General features: G+C 40.7%; 14 protein-coding genes. 6 read left to right on the plus strand and 8 right to left on the minus strand.

Going from position 1 to position 16,208, the window contains the following annotated elements; genetic code table 11:
* Window positions 1-22: 22 nt before the first annotated feature.
* The 5 genes from pgk to DPV92_RS05600 form a co-directional block, all read right to left on the minus strand.
* Window positions 23-1,198: a phosphoglycerate kinase gene (gene pgk, locus DPV92_RS05580; protein ID WP_005708302.1), complete on the minus strand. Its 1,176-nt coding sequence runs from the start codon at window positions 1,196-1,198 to the stop codon at window positions 23-25.
* Window positions 1,199-1,401: 203 nt separating this feature from the next.
* Entirely contained in the window at window positions 1,402-1,839 is a 438-nt protein-coding gene (gene rimI / locus DPV92_RS05585; protein WP_111354035.1) for a ribosomal protein S18-alanine N-acetyltransferase, read from the minus strand.
* Between the two features lie 90 nt (window positions 1,840-1,929).
* Complete coding sequence (gene arcC / locus DPV92_RS05590; RefSeq protein WP_111354036.1) at window positions 1,930-2,874, minus strand: carbamate kinase; 945 nt, start codon at window positions 2,872-2,874, stop codon at window positions 1,930-1,932.
* A gap of 11 nt (window positions 2,875-2,885) precedes the next feature.
* The gene (locus DPV92_RS05595; RefSeq protein ID WP_005708293.1) at window positions 2,886-3,890 is read right to left on the minus strand and encodes an ornithine carbamoyltransferase; all 1,005 of its coding nucleotides are present in this window, start codon (window positions 3,888-3,890) and stop codon (window positions 2,886-2,888) included.
* A 285-nt stretch (window positions 3,891-4,175) separates the two neighbouring features.
* On the minus strand, window positions 4,176-4,592 hold the full coding sequence (locus DPV92_RS05600) for a DoxX family protein (protein ID WP_111354037.1): 417 nt from the start codon (window positions 4,590-4,592) through the stop codon (window positions 4,176-4,178).
* Between the two features lie 132 nt (window positions 4,593-4,724).
* Here DPV92_RS05600 and DPV92_RS05605 point away from each other — a divergent pair, with 132 nt between their 5' ends.
* Entirely contained in the window at window positions 4,725-5,615 is an 891-nt protein-coding gene (locus tag DPV92_RS05605; protein WP_111354038.1) for a LysR family transcriptional regulator, read from the plus strand.
* Here the strand turns inward: DPV92_RS05605 and DPV92_RS05610 are convergent.
* Together DPV92_RS05610 and mobA are read right to left on the minus strand one after the other, a co-directional pair.
* Window positions 5,612-6,295, minus strand: coding sequence for a phosphoribosyltransferase family protein (locus tag DPV92_RS05610; RefSeq protein WP_111354039.1), 684 nt, complete (start codon window positions 6,293-6,295; stop codon window positions 5,612-5,614). The two genes, DPV92_RS05605 and DPV92_RS05610, sit on opposite strands and share 4 nt — an antisense overlap.
* Window positions 6,296-6,370: 75 nt before the next feature.
* Window positions 6,371-7,468, minus strand: a complete 1,098-nt coding sequence (gene mobA, locus DPV92_RS05615; protein WP_111354040.1) for a molybdenum cofactor guanylyltransferase MobA — start codon at window positions 7,466-7,468, stop codon at window positions 6,371-6,373.
* 84 nt (window positions 7,469-7,552) lie between these two features.
* On the opposite strand from mobA, the gene DPV92_RS05620 reads away from it, so the two are divergent.
* The 4 genes from DPV92_RS05620 (at window position 7,553) to DPV92_RS05635 (ending at window position 10,782) form a co-directional block, all read left to right on the plus strand.
* Window positions 7,553-7,822 carry a YihD family protein gene (locus DPV92_RS05620; RefSeq protein ID WP_111354041.1) on the plus strand — a complete coding sequence of 90 codons (270 nt, stop codon included), beginning with the start codon at window positions 7,553-7,555 and terminating at the stop codon, window positions 7,820-7,822.
* 41 nt (window positions 7,823-7,863) lie between these two features.
* Window positions 7,864-8,502, plus strand: a complete 639-nt coding sequence (dsbA, locus tag DPV92_RS05625) for a thiol:disulfide interchange protein DsbA (RefSeq protein ID WP_111354042.1) — start codon at window positions 7,864-7,866, stop codon at window positions 8,500-8,502.
* Between the two features lie 68 nt (window positions 8,503-8,570).
* On the plus strand, window positions 8,571-10,034 hold the full coding sequence (locus DPV92_RS05630; RefSeq protein ID WP_111354043.1) for a surface lipoprotein assembly modifier: 1,464 nt from the start codon (window positions 8,571-8,573) through the stop codon (window positions 10,032-10,034).
* Between the two features lie 10 nt (window positions 10,035-10,044).
* Window positions 10,045-10,782 (plus strand): ABC transporter ATP-binding protein, encoded by a 738-nt coding sequence (locus tag DPV92_RS05635; RefSeq protein ID WP_005708310.1) that lies wholly within the window; start codon window positions 10,045-10,047, stop codon window positions 10,780-10,782.
* Window positions 10,783-10,892: 110 nt separating this feature from the next.
* Here the strand turns inward: DPV92_RS05635 and metG are convergent, their stop codons facing one another.
* Complete coding sequence (gene metG, locus DPV92_RS05640; RefSeq protein ID WP_111354044.1) at window positions 10,893-12,950, minus strand: methionine--tRNA ligase; 2,058 nt, start codon at window positions 12,948-12,950, stop codon at window positions 10,893-10,895.
* A gap of 345 nt (window positions 12,951-13,295) precedes the next feature.
* Between metG and adhE the strand changes: the two genes are divergently transcribed.
* On the plus strand, window positions 13,296-15,911 hold the full coding sequence (adhE, locus tag DPV92_RS05645) for a bifunctional acetaldehyde-CoA/alcohol dehydrogenase (protein ID WP_111354045.1): 2,616 nt from the start codon (window positions 13,296-13,298) through the stop codon (window positions 15,909-15,911).
* Window positions 15,912-16,208 lie beyond the last annotated feature (297 nt).

A 16,208-nucleotide genomic window follows, 5' to 3' on the forward strand; every position in this document is an offset into this window, starting at 1 on the left:
AGAAGGGAGATTAAATTAGAAATTAACCTTTCGCACGTTGTTCTAAAATTTCAACTGCTGGTAATACTTTGCCTTCTACAAATTCTAAGAAGGCACCACCACCAGTTGAGATGTAAGAGATTTTATCTGCAATACCGAACATATCAATTGCCGCTAAAGTATCACCACCACCAGCAATTGAGAATGCACCGTTTGCAGTTGCATCAACGATTGCTTGAGCTACAATTTCTGTCCCTTTACGGAAGTTAGGGAACTCAAATACGCCCACTGGACCATTCCAAAGAATAGTTTTCGCACTGCGGATAATGGCTGCTAATTCTTCTGCTGATTTATCACCGATGTCGAAGATTGACTCATTTTCAGCCACTTCATTTACCGCTTTTTCAACTGCAAATGCAGTTTCAGAGAATTCTGTACCTACACGCACATCAACTGGCACTGGAATATTCGTTGCTTTTGATAAGCTCTGTGCTTCAGGGATTAAATCTGCTTCGTATAAAGATTTACCTACATTGTGACCTTCAGCCGCAATGAAAGTATTTGCGATACCGCCACCCACAATAAGTTGGTCAGCTACTTTTGATAAGCTGTCTAAAACAGTTAATTTGGTAGAAACTTTTGAACCACCTACAATTGCCAACATTGGACGTTGTGGTTCTTTTAATGCTTTGCCTAATGCGTCTAATTCAGCCGCTAATAATGGACCTGCACAAGCAACAGGTGCAAATTGTGCTACGCCGTGAGTTGAAGCTTGAGCACGATGGGCCGAGCCGAATGCGTCCATTACAAATACGTCACAAAGTGCTGCGTATTTTTTAGATAATTCTTCTTCGTTTTTCTTCTCACCTTTGTTCACGCGTACGTTTTCAAGCACAACGATTTCGCCGTCTTTTACATCCACGCCATCTAAGTAGTCGCGCACTAAACGTACTGGCACACCTAAATCTGATGCATTTAAGTAATCAACGACAGGTTGTAGAGAATCTTTCTCTTCAAACACGCCTTCAGTTGGACGCCCTAAGTGTGAAGTTACCATCACTTTAGCACCTTTTTCTAACGCTAATTTTAATGTAGGGATAGTTGCACGAATACGTGCATCTGAAGTAACTTTGCCCTCTTTAACTGGAACGTTTAAATCCGCACGGATAAATACGCGTTTACCTGCTAAATCAAGGTCTGCCATTTTGATAACTGACATAGTGAGTTCCTCTTTTTAATCAAATTTTAAAATATAAAAACGGCTTGATTATACCATTTTTTGATTAGATTTTATGAATATAGATCAAATAATGCTTTATTTTCTTCGATAAAAGAAAATAATTTGACTACTCAACTCGTAAAATATTTTACTTTTTCGACTGCTTGAATAGAAAATTGTTCTTACTTTATACGCCAAATTGGTTATAAATACAACGCCATCACGATGGCATTCTCTTTTTTTCCATCGGGCAATGGGTAATAGTTTTTACGAACAGTGACCTCATTAAAGCCTAATTTCGTATAAAACTGTTGAGCTTTAGTATTGGATTCCCGCACCTCAAGCCAAAGCGTGAGCACACCTTTTTTGCCTAATTCTTCAATTAACCCTTGCAATAATACTTTGCCATAGCCTTTACCTTGCTCGGTGGGATCGACTGCAATATTAAATAGCGTAGCTTCATCCAACACGACATTACAAATGGCAAAACCAACAATTTTGCCTTGTTCAAGCAATTTTAGGTTTAAATAACGCTCACCTTGGTTATTCAACAACGTGCCTTTTGACCAAGGTATAATATGTGCTTGTTGTTCAATTTCGAATAAACGATCGAAGTCAGTTTCGATAATATGTTCAATCATAGTCTTTTTCTATAAAAAATAAGCGGTTAAATTTTATGTAAATTTTGCAAAATCTACAATAAATTCAACCGCTTTATGAACGCTTAGCAATTAGTAAAACTCTACGCCTTCAACACACTTTGTCACGCGAGTTCCCGCTTTGCCTGCTACAATATCTTGAATCTGGGCAAGTGAGCCGATCGCCGCATCTTTGCCTGTCGCTTTAACGAAGTTGATTACTGCCTGTACTTTTGGTCCCATTGAACCTGGGGCGAATTCGGAAGCTAAGGCTTCAAGTGCCTCTGGGCTGCCTTTAGCAATTTTGCGTTGGGTCGGTTTTTGGAAATCAACACAAACAGCATCCACATCGGTGGCAATAATAAATAAATCAGCATTCAAGTTTTCTGAAATTACGGCGGTCGCTAAGTCTTTATCAACCACAGCTTCCACGCCTTGTAATTCGCCTTTTTCATTGCGGAAACTTGGCACACCACCACCTCCGCCACAAATCACGATTTGATCTTGTGCGAGTAATGCTTTCACCGCTTCAATGCCAGTCACACCGACAGGTTTCGGGCTTGGTACAGCACGGCGGAAATATTGTCCGTCAGCCATTACCGTCCAGCCTTTTTCCGCAGCTAATTTTTCCGCTTCCGCTTGGCTATACACCTGGCCAATCGGTTTACTTGGTTTAGTAAACGCAGGATCGTGTTTATCAACAATCACTTGAGTCACGAAGGTTTGCGTTGGGTGTTGAGGAATTAGGTTGGTTAATTCTTGTTGTAACATATAACCAATCATTCCCACGGTTTGTGAAACTAAAATATCTAACGGATAGGGCTCAATTTTCGCATCTTGAGCGTAATAAGCTGCGTGTTGTAACGCAAGTAACCCCACTTGTGGCCCGTTGCCATGTGAAATCACAAGCTCATTATTGGATTTGATTTTAGCAAGCTGTTCTGCTGCGACGCGAATATTCGCTGCTTGATTTTGTGCCGTCATCGGCTCGCCACGTTTTAATAATGCATTGCCACCTAGAGCAACTACGATTTTCATTTTTCTTCCCCTTACGCCAAACTCGCCACCATCACCGCTTTAATTGTATGCATACGGTTTTCTGCTTGTTCGAATGCCACATTTGCTGGTGATTCAAACACATCTTCTGTTACTTCAATACCATTTGCCAAAGCGGGGTATTTTTCTGCAATTTGCTTACCAATTTTGGTTTCGCTATTGTGGAACGCAGGCAAGCAGTGCATAAATTTCACTTTCGGGTTGCCCGTACGTTTCATCAACTCAGGGGTCACTTGATAAGGCATCAACATATCAATACGTTTGCCCCACGTTTCTAACGGCTCACCCATTGAAACCCACACATCAGTATGCACGAAATCCACACCTTTCACTGCTGTATCAATATCGTCGGTTACCGTAATTCGAGCGCCCGATTCTGCCGCAAATTTTTGACACATTTCAACCAGCGAATCTTCTGGTAACAATGCTTTTGGTGCACAGATACGCACATCCATCCCGAGTTTCGCCCCAATTAACAAGAGTGAATTCCCCACATTGTTACGTGCATCACCGATATAGACGTAGCTAATTTGGCTCAATGGTTTTTCGCAGTTTTCAATCATTGTTAGCACATCGGCAAGCATTTGTGTTGGGTGGAATTCATCAGTTAAGCCATTGAATACTGGTACGCCCGCATATTCTGCTAACTCATTGACAACTGATTGTTTAAAGCCACGATATTCAATCGCATCATACATTCTACCCAATACGCGAGCGGTATCTTTCATCGATTCTTTATGCCCAATTTGTGAAGACGTTGGGTCGATGTAAGTCACGTGTGCACCTTGATCGTAAGCTGCCACCTCAAATGCACAGCGAGTACGGGTGGAGGTTTTCTCAAAAATTAACGCAATATTTTTACCTTTTAAACGAGGCTGCTCTGTGCCAGCATATTTCGCACGTTTTAAATCGCGTGATAAATCTAACAAATACTTAATTTCACGTTCGGTGTGGTTTACTAAACTGAGTAAATGTCTGTTTTTGAGATTAAATGCCATAATGTGTACTCCTACTGTTGTGAGTTGAAAAATTAAGCTATTCTAGCAAAGCAAACGGTTGCCTTCAAATAACACTTTCTTATAAAGAAATTTTAATATTGAAAAATTATGCATTTATTTTTCATTTTTATTCACTTTAATACAAGAGGGATTTTAATGAAATTATAAAGAAAGGAAGAGTTTATTTTTTACTCTCTCATCTTGTGAGGAAACAGGAGAAGTTGAGAACGAAGAAACGTATAAAAAAACGCTCCCTTTCGGAAGCGTCTGTTTATTACAAGCGGTCTATTTATTCGCTAATTTTGCATCTAATGATAAAGAACCTGCACCTTTCACTAAGAAAAGTAAGAATGCCATACAATACATAATTGCTATTTCGCCTTTGTTTGATAACGGATCTAATACCGTTTCTGGTGTCATATGCATAAAGAAATATGCATATGCCATTTGACCTGCTAACAAGAATGAAATGGGGCGAGTGAATAAGCCTAATGCTAATAATAAGCCGCCGCCGATTTCTAAGATGCCGCCTACCCCATACATTGAGAACAGAGGAACACTACCGTTTCCTCCTGTCATTGAGAAGGGAAATTCAAAGAATTTCGCTGTACCGTGTAATAAGAACATATAGCCGATAACCACTCGTGCTAATAAAAATACTACTGGGCTAAGTTTTTCGAATTTTTCAAATGCTTGATTCATCATTTTTCCTATCTAAAGTTAAAGAAATGTAACAAAAATATGGCGTACATTGTAATTGAATCTTTCTGCTTGATCATTCCACTTTTTCTAAATAAACTTTTTAGCTCAGCTTAATAATATAAAATACGTAAGATGAATGATTTTAAAGCGATGTCGGTTTTTGTGACCGTGATTGAACAAGGTTCAATGCAAGCTGCAGCAGAAAAGTTGGCGATGACCCCATCTGCAATTACCCAGTCGATCCAAAAGCTAGAACAGCAACTCAAAATTAAATTATTAAATCGCACCACCCGCAAAATATCGCTTACAGAAGCAGGTGAAGCCTTTTATCAACATGCCAGCCAAATGCATAAAAGTGCTGAAAATGCGATGAAAAGCGTCGAACTGTTGCGATCTTCTCCGATAGGTACGCTCAGAATTTCTTGCCCTTCAGGTTTAACCCGTTCTCCGTTTATTCAAGCCTTAAAATTAATTCTGGAAGAACATGCTGATTTCAACATGGATCTTTCTTTTAAGGATGAAGCGGTTGATTTAATTGAAGAAAGGATAGACATCGCCTTACGTATCGGCACGCGTTCATTGGAAGACAATATGATCGCTCGCCATATTTATGATGTGAAATTGGCTATCGTGGCACATAAAGATTACCTCAAAAAGCATTTTTTGCCACAAACGCCCGATGAGCTGTATCAATTGGATTGGATTTATTTTGCTTCACTTGATCCCGACTATTTACAATTTTCTAGCCCTTTAGGCAAAGCTCATATTAAACCTAACTATCGTATTAAAACCAATACACTTTTGGCAAGCCGAGACTTAACGCTACAAGGCTTAGGAATTTCCATTCAGCCTATCCTTGAGATAGAAAAAGAGCTTGCTGATGGCACGTTGGTACAACTTCTGCCCGAATGGGAATTGCCGAAGAATCCGATGTATTTAGTGACACTTCAGCGGGTGCAGTCGGAAAAAGTGAGAATAGCGGTGGAAGCGATTGTAGATTATTTTGAGAGGTTGAAAAGCTAGGCTCTTGCTAACGTCCAAACTTGGACTTCTTTCACGCCTGCACGTTTAATCTCGCGACAAATCGCATTGAGCGTTGAGCCTGTGGTCACGACATCATCCACGATTGCAATTCGCTCGTAAAAAGTGCCCGCTTGTGGCTTAAAACAAAAGGCGTTTTTCAGGTTCAAACGCCGTTCTTGTGCAGTCAATTCACGCTGTGAAGCGGTATGCCGAATACGGCTAAGGCTTTGCGTATCAAGTGGAATATCCAACCATTGAGAAAGATGCCGAGCGATCAACTCCGATTGATTATAGCCTCGCCGCCAATGGCGCTGCCAAAAAAGTGGCACGGGCAAAATGGCCTCTGGGAGAGCCAAACCATGCTCCCGTTGAGCCTGTTTTACGGCTAATAACAACAGCCTTGCTAATGGTTGATCCAACCAATATTGCTGATGAAATTTAAAGCGATGAATCCAATCTGTAAGCGGTTTTTTATAGACAGAAATTTGCACCATTCGCTGCCATTTGGGCTCATTTTGCAGACATTCGCCGCAAGATAGTGCATTTTCCGCCAACAAGCTGCCACAATGCCCGCAATAAGGCGAACGTGCTAAAAGCTTGACGCAGCGGCTACAAAAGCCGTGATGCACTATCGCCAGCGGCTTATCACAATGAAAACAGCGGAAATCTAATCTATTCATATGCCCTCCGCTATTTACTTTACCAAATTGGCAAAAATGATTTTTCGAGCACGTTCGAAAAATGAGGAAATATTTTTATTTTAACCAGCTTTTCACAAACTCTGCCACTTCATCCACATCATTGATATCCAATCGATTTTCCCGTTCAATCGGGTAATCAGTGGCAGTGGCAATCGTCCATTTATCGAGCTCTGGCAATGGCTTTTCAATCCCTTTTCGATGAAGCTGAATTTTTGGTAAGGCTTCGTGTTTAAAGCCTTCAACCAGCACCAAATCCACATCTTTGAAATTGGCAATAATTTGCTGAAAATCGACCGCTTGTTCGGGCGTTTCGGTCATTAATGCCCAACGTTCATCGCAGGCAATTGCTGTTGGATTCGCTCCTGCTAAACGCAAGCGGTGGCTATCTTTGCCTGGTTTATCTACATCAATATTATGGTGCGAATGCTTGATTAAACCGACTCTGAGGTTGCAAGCGGTCAATTTTGGGATCAGTTTTTCCAACAACGTGGTTTTGCCCGTGCCACTGTAGCCAGTGATAGCAAGCACGGCGGTTTTTGTGCGAGGTACTTCTGCCGTGGCTAATTCGGCTAATGTATTGAAATTTCGGAATGCCACTTTTTGATCGGAAAAGTCTACGGCAATACTTTTTTGTTGTCGGAAGAACTGGTATAAGCGGCGTTCGCCCGTTTGCAGGTAATCATTCAGCGCTTTTACGACATTGCGATGGATTAACGCAAAAGTCGGGTGCGGTCGTTCACCATCGTGGGCGTAGGCAATCTCGACTTGGTTAATTTGCAAAGCCGTAAGTAGTTTTTTTAGCAGATTTTCAGGCAAAAATGGAGAATCGCAAGGTACGAATAGCAGATAGTCACTTTCAATCTGATGAAAGCCTGTGAGCATTCCGCTCAACGCCCCTTGGAAATCAGGCATTTCATCTTGGTAAAAAGGTAGGTGAGGGAAAAGCTGCTGATATTCCGCCTGTGAGCGGTTGATATTCAAATAAACTTTGCCATTTACTGCTGATAATTGCGGGCTAAGACGTTGCAAAATATGTGCGATAAGCGGGCGATGTTGTAGCTTTTGTAAGCCTTTTTCTACGCCATTCATTCGGCGAGCTAAACCGCCTGCGAGAATTACAGCATGAATTTGAGGTGAAATTTTTTCTGTCATAAATGAGGGCTTTTCTTTGCAAAAAGAGTACTAAAAGTATATGATCCGAGCCAATTTTCAACAAGATTTTTTAAGGATTTTCCAATGAAATGCAAACGTTTAGAAGAGTTATTAGAGCTATTAGGCGTCCACTGGCGTAAAAATCCAGATTTACACTTAATGGATATTTTACAACAGCTTTCGGTAGAAGTAGGTGAGCCAGATAACTACCCAGCGTTACGCGATGAGGTGTTGATTTATCAATTAAAAATGCGTAATGCTGATAAACACGATCCCATCCCTGGCTTGAAAAAAGATTACGAAGATGATTTCAAAACTGCATTATTACGTGCTCGCGGAATTTTAAAAGACTAATGTGGTCGAACGGAAACCATTATTTTTACAAGGAACACAAAATGAAAAAAATGTTATTAAAGACCACATTCATTGCATTTTCTGCACTTTTCGCGGTAAATTCGACCACTTTCGCAACAAATCCTGTTGAAGGTAAAGAGTACAATATTATTCGCCAAGCACCATCAGCTCAAAAAGAAGTGTTAGAATTTTTCTCATTCTATTGCCCACACTGCTACGATTTTGAATTGAACTACAAAATCCCTGCTCAAATCAAAGCAAACTTACCTGAGGGCACAAAATTAGTGCAATATCACGTGAATTTCTTGGGTCGTCAATCTGAAAACTTAACGCGTGCGTGGGCATTTGCTATGGCTCAAGGTGTGGAAGATAAAGTGAAAACCGCATTATTTGAAGGTGCTCAAAAAAATGCATTTAAGTCAATGGACGACATCAAGGCAGTATTCGTGGCAAATGGCGTGAGTGCAGCAGATTTCGATAACGGCATTAACAGCTTTGTGGTAAATGGCTTGGTAAACAAACAAGTGCAAGCAGCAGAAGAGTTTAAAATTCGTGGCGTACCCGCTTTCTTTGTAAACGAGCAATATGAAATCAATTTAAGCGGTTTCTCAGATTCAACTTCAACCAATGATTTCATCAAACATTATGTCGATGCAGTCACTTTCTTAATTAAAAAATAAATCTGAAATATGATCATAAGGGGCATTTGCCCCTTTTTTGCAATATTCCCCCTAAGAGAGAAAGAAAAATGAAACTTTCCCCCGCTGTTCTATTTGCAATCTTTGGCTTAAATCTGACCGCTTTTGCGCAGGCAAAAGTGGCACAACCGCAAGAAAAGAAAATTGCCGAGCCTAAAAATGATTTAACTGAACATTTCCAGGTGGCTCAACCCAAGCCAAAAGCCCAGCCTGCCACTGAACCAGCAGAGAAATCTGGCACGGTGTCGATGACCAAAGAAGAGTTGGCTCAGCACCCCGATTTAATTGTGCGCGGGTTAATTCCAGCTGTGTTGCAAAACAACGAACAAGCGGTTGAATTATTACTGCCGATGTACAAAAACTTGCCGAATCAAGATCCATTCTTGCGTGACTGGGCAGAGGCGATTTCAGCCAAATCACAGGGCAATTTTGCGGATGCTGTAGCACGCTATCGTTCTCTTTTTGCACAAAAATCAGATATTCCTGCCTTGCGTTATCAACTCGCTCAAGCCCTTTTTTTAAATAACAATAATGAGGCGGCTAAAGATCAATTCCAAAAATTGCGTGCAGAAAATTTATCGCCCGATTCAGTTGCAATTATCGACCAATATTTGACCGCTTTAAATAAACGCGATCAGTGGAAATTTAGCGGTGGAATGAGCTTCCTTAATGAAACGAACATCAATAACGCACCGAAAGCGGGTACAAAAGTAGGCAGTTGGGAAGCCTGGAAAAAAGAGAGTGCACAAGGTTTTTCTTACTACTTCAATACTGAGAAAAAATGGTCGTTACCAAATCAATTTTTCACCAAAATGGAACTGGATGCTTCGGGTAAATATTATTGGAATAACAAAAAATATAATGAACTCAATGTACGTGCAGGTGCAGGCTTAGGATATCAAACTGCACGTTTTGAAATTGCCCTCACTCCATTTACCGAAAAACGTTGGTATGCGGGTGGTTCATCCGGTAGTGAATCGCTTAAACAATATTCAAAAAACTCAGGCGTTCAGCTTGAAAGCAGTTACTGGTTGAATGAAAAATGGCAACTTTCAAGCGTGTTGGAATATGGCGAACAGCGTTATGATTGGCGTAAGCACTTAAACGGCAACAACTATTTGTGGTCAAACACGCTCTTATATGTACCAAAAAGCGGGCAATATTGGTTTGTTGGCGTAGATTACAACCGAGAAAATACCCGCGATAAAGACAACGCTTACCAACGCACCAGTGCTCGTTTAGGCTGGGGGCAAGAGTGGGGCTGGGGCATCTCAAGCCGTGTTTCCCTTTCTTATGCGAAACGGACTTATCAGGCTCATCCTGCACCCGATTTAATCGGTAAAATACAAAAAAATGATGAATATTCAACTGCTTTAACCTTTTGGCATCGTGATTTACACTTCTTTAGTGTGACGCCAAAAGTGACTTGGCAATATCAGAAAGTAAGCAGTAACCACCCGTTTTATAGCTATGACAAAAATCGGGTTTATTTTGAGATGAGTAAAACGTTCTAGGGTTGATGCGATGTTAAAGATAGAGAATCTTTCTCAGCCTTACGGACTAAAAAAGATAACCTGCTCTTTTCCTGAAGGAAAGTTGATCGGCATTATGGGAGCGAATGGTGCAGGCAAATCGACCTTGCTTAAAACGATAGCGGGTATTTTACCCATTACAAGCGGTGAAGTTTGGCTCAAAAATACCCAATTGAGCCAAATGAATGCTCTTCAGAGAAGTCAGCAAATAGCTTATTTGGCTCAAAATACCAATATTCATTGGGATCTTTGTGTTTATGATGTAATTGCACTAGGTTTAGAGGTGCCGCATTCTTTTACTAAAGGGCAGTCACTCATTTATCGCATTGCACAAAAATTTTCTGTTGAGCATCTGTTAGATAAATCATTTCAGAAACTTTCGGGCGGCGAAAAAGCACGAGTGCAGCTCGCCCGCTGTTGTATAAAAAACGCCCCATTGTTACTTGTGGATGAACCGATCGCTCCGCTCGATCCTTATTACCAAATCGATATTATGGAGCAACTAAAATCCCTTACGCCAAATCAAACTTGTGTAGTTGCCATTCATCACTTATCGCTTGCCTATCAATTTTGTGATGAAATCATTTTGCTTAATAAAGGCAGAATTATTGCAAGTGGCGAAACACAAGCGGTTTTAAATGCAGAAAATTTAGCAGTTGCGTTTAATGTGAAAGCAGAATTTGATACAGAGAAAAGAGAGATTCTGGGGATAAGAAAATTAGAGAAGTAATAGTAAAAAAGCTAAGTCCTATAAATTACAAGACCTAGCTCTTATATTGAAAATGCTTTTGGGATTAGATCATAACAACTATTTTCTATTTCCCACCATCTTTCAAAAACCTATTTCACCTGCATACCAGGGCGAATACCTTCATCGCCTGAAAGTAAGAATAGATCCGCACCGCCAGTGCCTGCCGATAAAATCATCCCTTCTGATACGCCGAATTTCATTTTGCGAGGGGCAAGGTTTGCGACCATAATTACAAAACGCCCGTTCAGCTCTTCAGGGTTGTTGTAGGCAGCTTTAATGCCTGACAACACTTGGCGTTGATGGTCGCCTAAGTCTAATTGGAATTTTAACAATTTATTCGACTCTGGCACGGCTTCGCAGCTGATCACTTTCGCTACGCGTAAATCTAATTTCGCGAAATCATCAATGGTGATTTCTGGAGCAATCGGTTCGATTGCAGAATTTTCTTGATTTTCCACCGCTTGTTTTCCTTTTTTAGGTTCATTTTTAGTTTGTTCGGCAAAAAGCTGTTTCGTTTCTTCAATCACCGCATCAATCTGTTTTTTCTCAAGACGAGAGAACAATGATTTAAATGGTGCAACTGTTTTGCCTAATAATGGTTGGGCAATGGTTTCCCAGCTTAATTCTGTTTGTAAGAACGCTTCAGCTCGTTCTGCAAGCTGTGGTAAAACGGGTTTTAAATAACTCATTAACACACGGAATAATTCAATACCCATTGAACAAACCGCTTGTAATTCCGCTTCACGCCCTTCTTCTTTAGCAATAACCCAAGGCGCTTTATCGTCCACATATTTATTTGCACGGTCAGCTAAATCCATAATTAAACGGATTGCTTTATTATATTCACGTGCTTCAAAATGTGCTGCAACTTGCTCTGATTGTGCAACAAATTCTGCGAAAAGCACTTCATCTTCAAGTTTATCCGCTAATTTTCCTTCAAAACGTTTTGCAATAAAACTTGCATTACGAGAAGCTAAGTTCACTAATTTGTTTACGATATCGCTGTTTACACGTTGGACAAAATCATCCAAGCTTAAGTCTAAATCTTCAATACGCTCGTTTAATTTTGCCGCATAATAGTAACGTAAACATTCAGGATCGATATGTTTTAAATAGGTGCTAGCTTGAATAAAGGTTCCTCGAGATTTCGACATTTTCACGCCATCCACCGTCACATAACCGTGAGCAAACACATTGGTTGGTTTACGTTGTTCGCAGCCATCTAACATCGCTGGCCAAAATAAGCTATGGAAGTAAACAATATCTTTACCAATAAAATGATAAAGCTCTGTTGTTGAATCTTTTTTCCAGAACTCGTTGTAATCAATATCTGTGCGGTCGCAAAGATTTTTGAATGATGCCATGTAGCCAATAGGCGCATCTAACCACACATAGAAGAATTTGTTCTCTGCACCTGGAATTGGGAAACCAAAGTAAGGTGCATCACGGCTGATGTCCCATTGTTGTAATCCGCTTTCAAACCACTCTTGCATTTTGTTTGCAATTTCAGGTTGAAGTGAACCAGAACGTGTCCATTCTTTCAGCATACTTTCAAAACTTGGTAAATCGAAGAAGAAATGTTCTGATTCTTTCACAATAGGGGTTGCGCCTGAAACGGCAGAGCGTGGATTAATTAAATCCATTGGGCTGTAAGTAGAGGCACACACTTCACAATTATCGCCATATTGATCTTCTGCTTTACATTTCGGGCAAGTCCCTTTTACAAAGCGATCTGGTAAGAACATCTCTTTTTCTGGATCGAAAAGCTGTGAAATCACAAGACTTTTAATAAAACCTCTCTCTTTCAGCTTTAAATACATTGCAGTCGTAATTTCACGGTTTTCTTCGCTGTGGGTCGAGTGGTAGTTATCAAAACTGATGTTAAAACCTTTGAAATCAGCAACGTGATCGGTTTTTGCTTTTTCAATCAATTGCTCAGGGGTGATGCCTTGTTTTGCTGCGTTCAACATAATCGGTGTGCCGTGTGCATCATCTGCACAAACAAAATGCACTTCGTTGCCACGCATACGTTGGAAACGCACCCAAATATCCGCTTGAATATGCTCAAGCATATGACCTAAGTGAATTGCCCCATTCGCATAAGGTAGGGCACAAGTGACCAACATTTTTCGTTTTTGATTTGACATTGTTCTTCTCATAAATCTAGTAAAAAATCGTTCGGATTGTAGCTCAAAAAGGGCGTTTTTTCTAGGTGGAAGAAGGAATAAGCGGTCTTTTTTCTGTAAAAATTTACGAAATTACGACCGCTTGAAAATGGCAGTTGGCATGCTGAATTGCTCGTTTGCTTTTTCCTAAAAGTTATCTAATTGTAAATTTTTAGTTTCAGTTTTTTTACCACTTGAAACCTTCTTGATTAAGATCAAAAATACCTCTTGTGAGTGAGTAAATTTAGGTGCAAATCTTTTACAGTTGGATAATAATTTCATCAGTTAAAGAATTTTAGATTTTTAATTTTTAGAGGAAACCAAACTATGGCTAAAGCAACTCAAACTGCTCAACCTTATGATGCTCAAGCGGAAGTGAATGTACTTGTCGAAAAAGGCTTGAAAGCCCTTGATGAGTTCCGTCATTTAAACCAAGAGCAAGTCGATTACATTGTCGCAAAAGCGTCTGTAGCAGCATTAGATAAACACGGTGTGTTGGCAATGCACGCATATGAAGAGACGGGGCGCGGCGTATTCGAAGATAAAGCCACTAAAAACTTGTTTGCCTGTGAATATGTCGTGAACAATATGCGTCACTTAAAAACAGCTGGCGTAATCAGTGAAGATGATGTCACAGGTATCACTGAAATTGCTGATCCAGTCGGCGTTATCTGCGGTATCACACCAACCACTAACCCAACTTCAACCACTATCTTCAAAGCGTTAATCGCCCTTAAAACACGTAACCCTATCGTTTTTGCTTTCCACCCATCTGCTCAACAATCTTCAGCTCATGCGGCACAAGTTGTACGTGATGCGGCTGTCGCTGCGGGTGCACCAGAAAACTGCGTGCAATGGATTACCGTTCCATCTATGGAAGGCACCTCAGCATTAATGAAACATCCAGGCATTGCAACCATTCTTGCAACTGGCGGTAATGCAATGGTGGAAGCAGCATATTCCTGCGGCAAACCAGCATTAGGCGTAGGGGCAGGTAACGTGCCAGCTTATGTGGAAAAAACCGCAAAACTTAAACAAGCAGTTTACGACATTGTGATGTCAAAATCATTCGACAACGGGATGATTTGTGCTTCAGAGCAAGCAGCAATCGTGGATAAAGAAATCTATGCGGATTTCATCAAAGAGATGCAATCTTACGGCGTGTATTTAGTAAACAAAAAAGAGAAAGCCTTACTTGAAAAATTCATTTTTGGCGTGGATAAAGCTCACGATGAAAACTGTGCTGGTGCGAAATTAAATGCGGCTGTGGTAGGTAAACCTGCAGCGTGGATTGCAGAACAAGCGGGCTTTACCGTTCCACCAAAAACCAACATTCTTTTAGCAGAATGTGCTTTCGTGGGAGAGGGCGAGCCGCTTACTCGTGAAAAACTTTCTCCAGTGCTTGCGTTATTAAAATCTAACAGCACAGAACAAGGCTTGGAATTAGCCGAAGCGATGGTGAACTTCCACGGTTTAGGTCACTCTGCAGCAATTCACACGCAAAATGCAGAATTAGCAAAAACTTTCGGTGAACGCGTTAAAGCGATTCGTGTAATTTGGAACTCACCATCAACATTTGGTGGTATCGGTGATGTGTATAACTCCTTCTTGCCTTCATTAACGCTTGGTTGTGGCTCATACGGTAAAAACTCTGTGGGCAACAACGTGAGTGCAGTGAACTTAATTAACATCAAACGTGTAGGCAGACGGAGAAATAATATGCAATGGTTTAAAGTGCCATCAAAAATCTACTTTGAGCGTGACTCAATTCAATACCTCAAATCTATGAACGACGTTCACAAAGTGATGATCGTAACCGACCGTTCAATGGTAGATTTAGGCTTTGTGGATCGTATTACCGAACAATTACGCCTACGCCGTAACAAAGTGATGATCCAGCTTTTCACTGATGTTGAACCAAACCCAAGCTTGCAAACTGTACAACGCGGTACTGAATTAATGCGTAGCTTCCAACCTGACACCATCATCGCATTAGGTGGTGGCTCACCAATGGATGCAGCGAAAATTATGTGGTTATTCTATGAACAACCAGAAGTAGATTTCCGCGATTTAGTGCAAAAATTTATGGATATTCGCAAACGTGCGTTCAAATTCCCACAATTAGGTCGCAAAGCGAAATTCGTGGGCATTCCAACCACATCAGGTACAGGTTCTGAAGTGACTCCATTTGCAGTAATTACGGATGGCGACATTAAATATCCATTAGCGGACTACTCATTAACCCCAACAATCGCGATTGTTGACCCAGCGTTAGTGATGTCTGTGCCTTCACATGTTGCCGCTGACACAGGTTTAGACGTATTAACCCACGCAACAGAGGCTTACACCTCAATCCTTGCGAACGATTATACCGATGGCTTAGCATTACAAGCGATTAAATTAGTTTTCGAAAACCTAGAAAAATCGGTGAAAGAGTTTGACGAACACGCACGCGAAAAAATGCACAACGCTTCAACAATGGCAGGTATGGCTTTCGCCAATGCGTTCTTGGGTATTTGTCACTCAATGGCACATAAAATCGGCGGTAAATTCCATACCATTCACGGTCGTACCAATGCGATTTTACTTCCGCACGTAATCCGCTACAACGGCACACGCCCAACCAAAGTGGCAACCTGGCCGAAATATACCAACTATGTAGCAGATATTCGCTTCCAAGATATTGCACGTATGCTTGGCTTACCCGCTTCAACTCCAGAAGAAGCAGTAGAATCTTACGCAAAAGCAGTACACGACCTAGCTATTCGTTGTGGCGTGAAAATGTCTTTACGCGATCAAGGCGTAGATGAAAAAGAATTCATCGGCTCACTTCGTGAATTGGCATTAAATGCATTTGAAGACCAATGTACGCCAGCGAACCCACGTTTAGCAATGGTTGAAGATATGGAAGAGTTAATGCGTAAAGCGTATTATGGGGAATAATAGACCTTAATAATTTAACTTGATAACAAGCGGTTAAATTTCTTTTGTAATTTGCAAAAATCTGAAGGAATTTGACCGCTTGTGGTTTTAATTATTATCATCCAAAATATATTAAAATAACTATAAAAAGGAGATTTTATGGCTATTTTAAGGATTAGCGGTAATGTAAGAATTGGCTGTATCTATGAATATGATTTCAGGTTATATAAATCATTCCTTATTAAATCAATTGTACAAGACGAAGCAAATAAGCTAAATGCCCTCGCTTCGCTTTCGTTGTTCAAATTTTTAGTCAAA

This window comes from Pseudohaemophilus paraphrohaemolyticus, assembly GCF_003253115.1.
GTDB lineage: Bacteria > Pseudomonadota > Gammaproteobacteria > Enterobacterales > Pasteurellaceae > Haemophilus_A > Haemophilus_A paraphrohaemolyticus_A.

Bases quoted from the DNA above. Each gene is read 5' to 3' on its own strand.
- pgk (WP_005708302.1), bottom strand. From the start codon at position 1,198: ATGTCAGTTATCAAAATGGCAGACCTTGATTTAGCAGGTAAACGCGTA.
- rimI (WP_111354035.1), bottom strand. From the start codon at position 1,839: ATGATTGAACATATTATCGAAACTGACTTCGATCGTTTATTCGAAATT.
- arcC (WP_111354036.1), bottom strand. From the start codon at position 2,874: ATGAAAATCGTAGTTGCTCTAGGTGGCAATGCATTATTAAAACGTGGC.
- DPV92_RS05595 (WP_005708293.1), bottom strand. From the start codon at position 3,890: ATGGCATTTAATCTCAAAAACAGACATTTACTCAGTTTAGTAAACCAC.
- DPV92_RS05600 (WP_111354037.1), bottom strand. From the start codon at position 4,592: ATGAATCAAGCATTTGAAAAATTCGAAAAACTTAGCCCAGTAGTATTT.
- DPV92_RS05605 (WP_111354038.1), top strand. From the start codon at position 4,725: ATGAATGATTTTAAAGCGATGTCGGTTTTTGTGACCGTGATTGAACAA.
- DPV92_RS05610 (WP_111354039.1), bottom strand. From the start codon at position 6,295: ATGAATAGATTAGATTTCCGCTGTTTTCATTGTGATAAGCCGCTGGCG.
- mobA (WP_111354040.1), bottom strand. From the start codon at position 7,468: ATGACAGAAAAAATTTCACCTCAAATTCATGCTGTAATTCTCGCAGGC.
- DPV92_RS05620 (WP_111354041.1), top strand. From the start codon at position 7,553: ATGAAATGCAAACGTTTAGAAGAGTTATTAGAGCTATTAGGCGTCCAC.
- dsbA (WP_111354042.1), top strand. From the start codon at position 7,864: ATGAAAAAAATGTTATTAAAGACCACATTCATTGCATTTTCTGCACTT.
- DPV92_RS05630 (WP_111354043.1), top strand. From the start codon at position 8,571: ATGAAACTTTCCCCCGCTGTTCTATTTGCAATCTTTGGCTTAAATCTG.
- DPV92_RS05635 (WP_005708310.1), top strand. From the start codon at position 10,045: ATGTTAAAGATAGAGAATCTTTCTCAGCCTTACGGACTAAAAAAGATA.
- metG (WP_111354044.1), bottom strand. From the start codon at position 12,950: ATGTCAAATCAAAAACGAAAAATGTTGGTCACTTGTGCCCTACCTTAT.
- adhE (WP_111354045.1), top strand. From the start codon at position 13,296: ATGGCTAAAGCAACTCAAACTGCTCAACCTTATGATGCTCAAGCGGAA.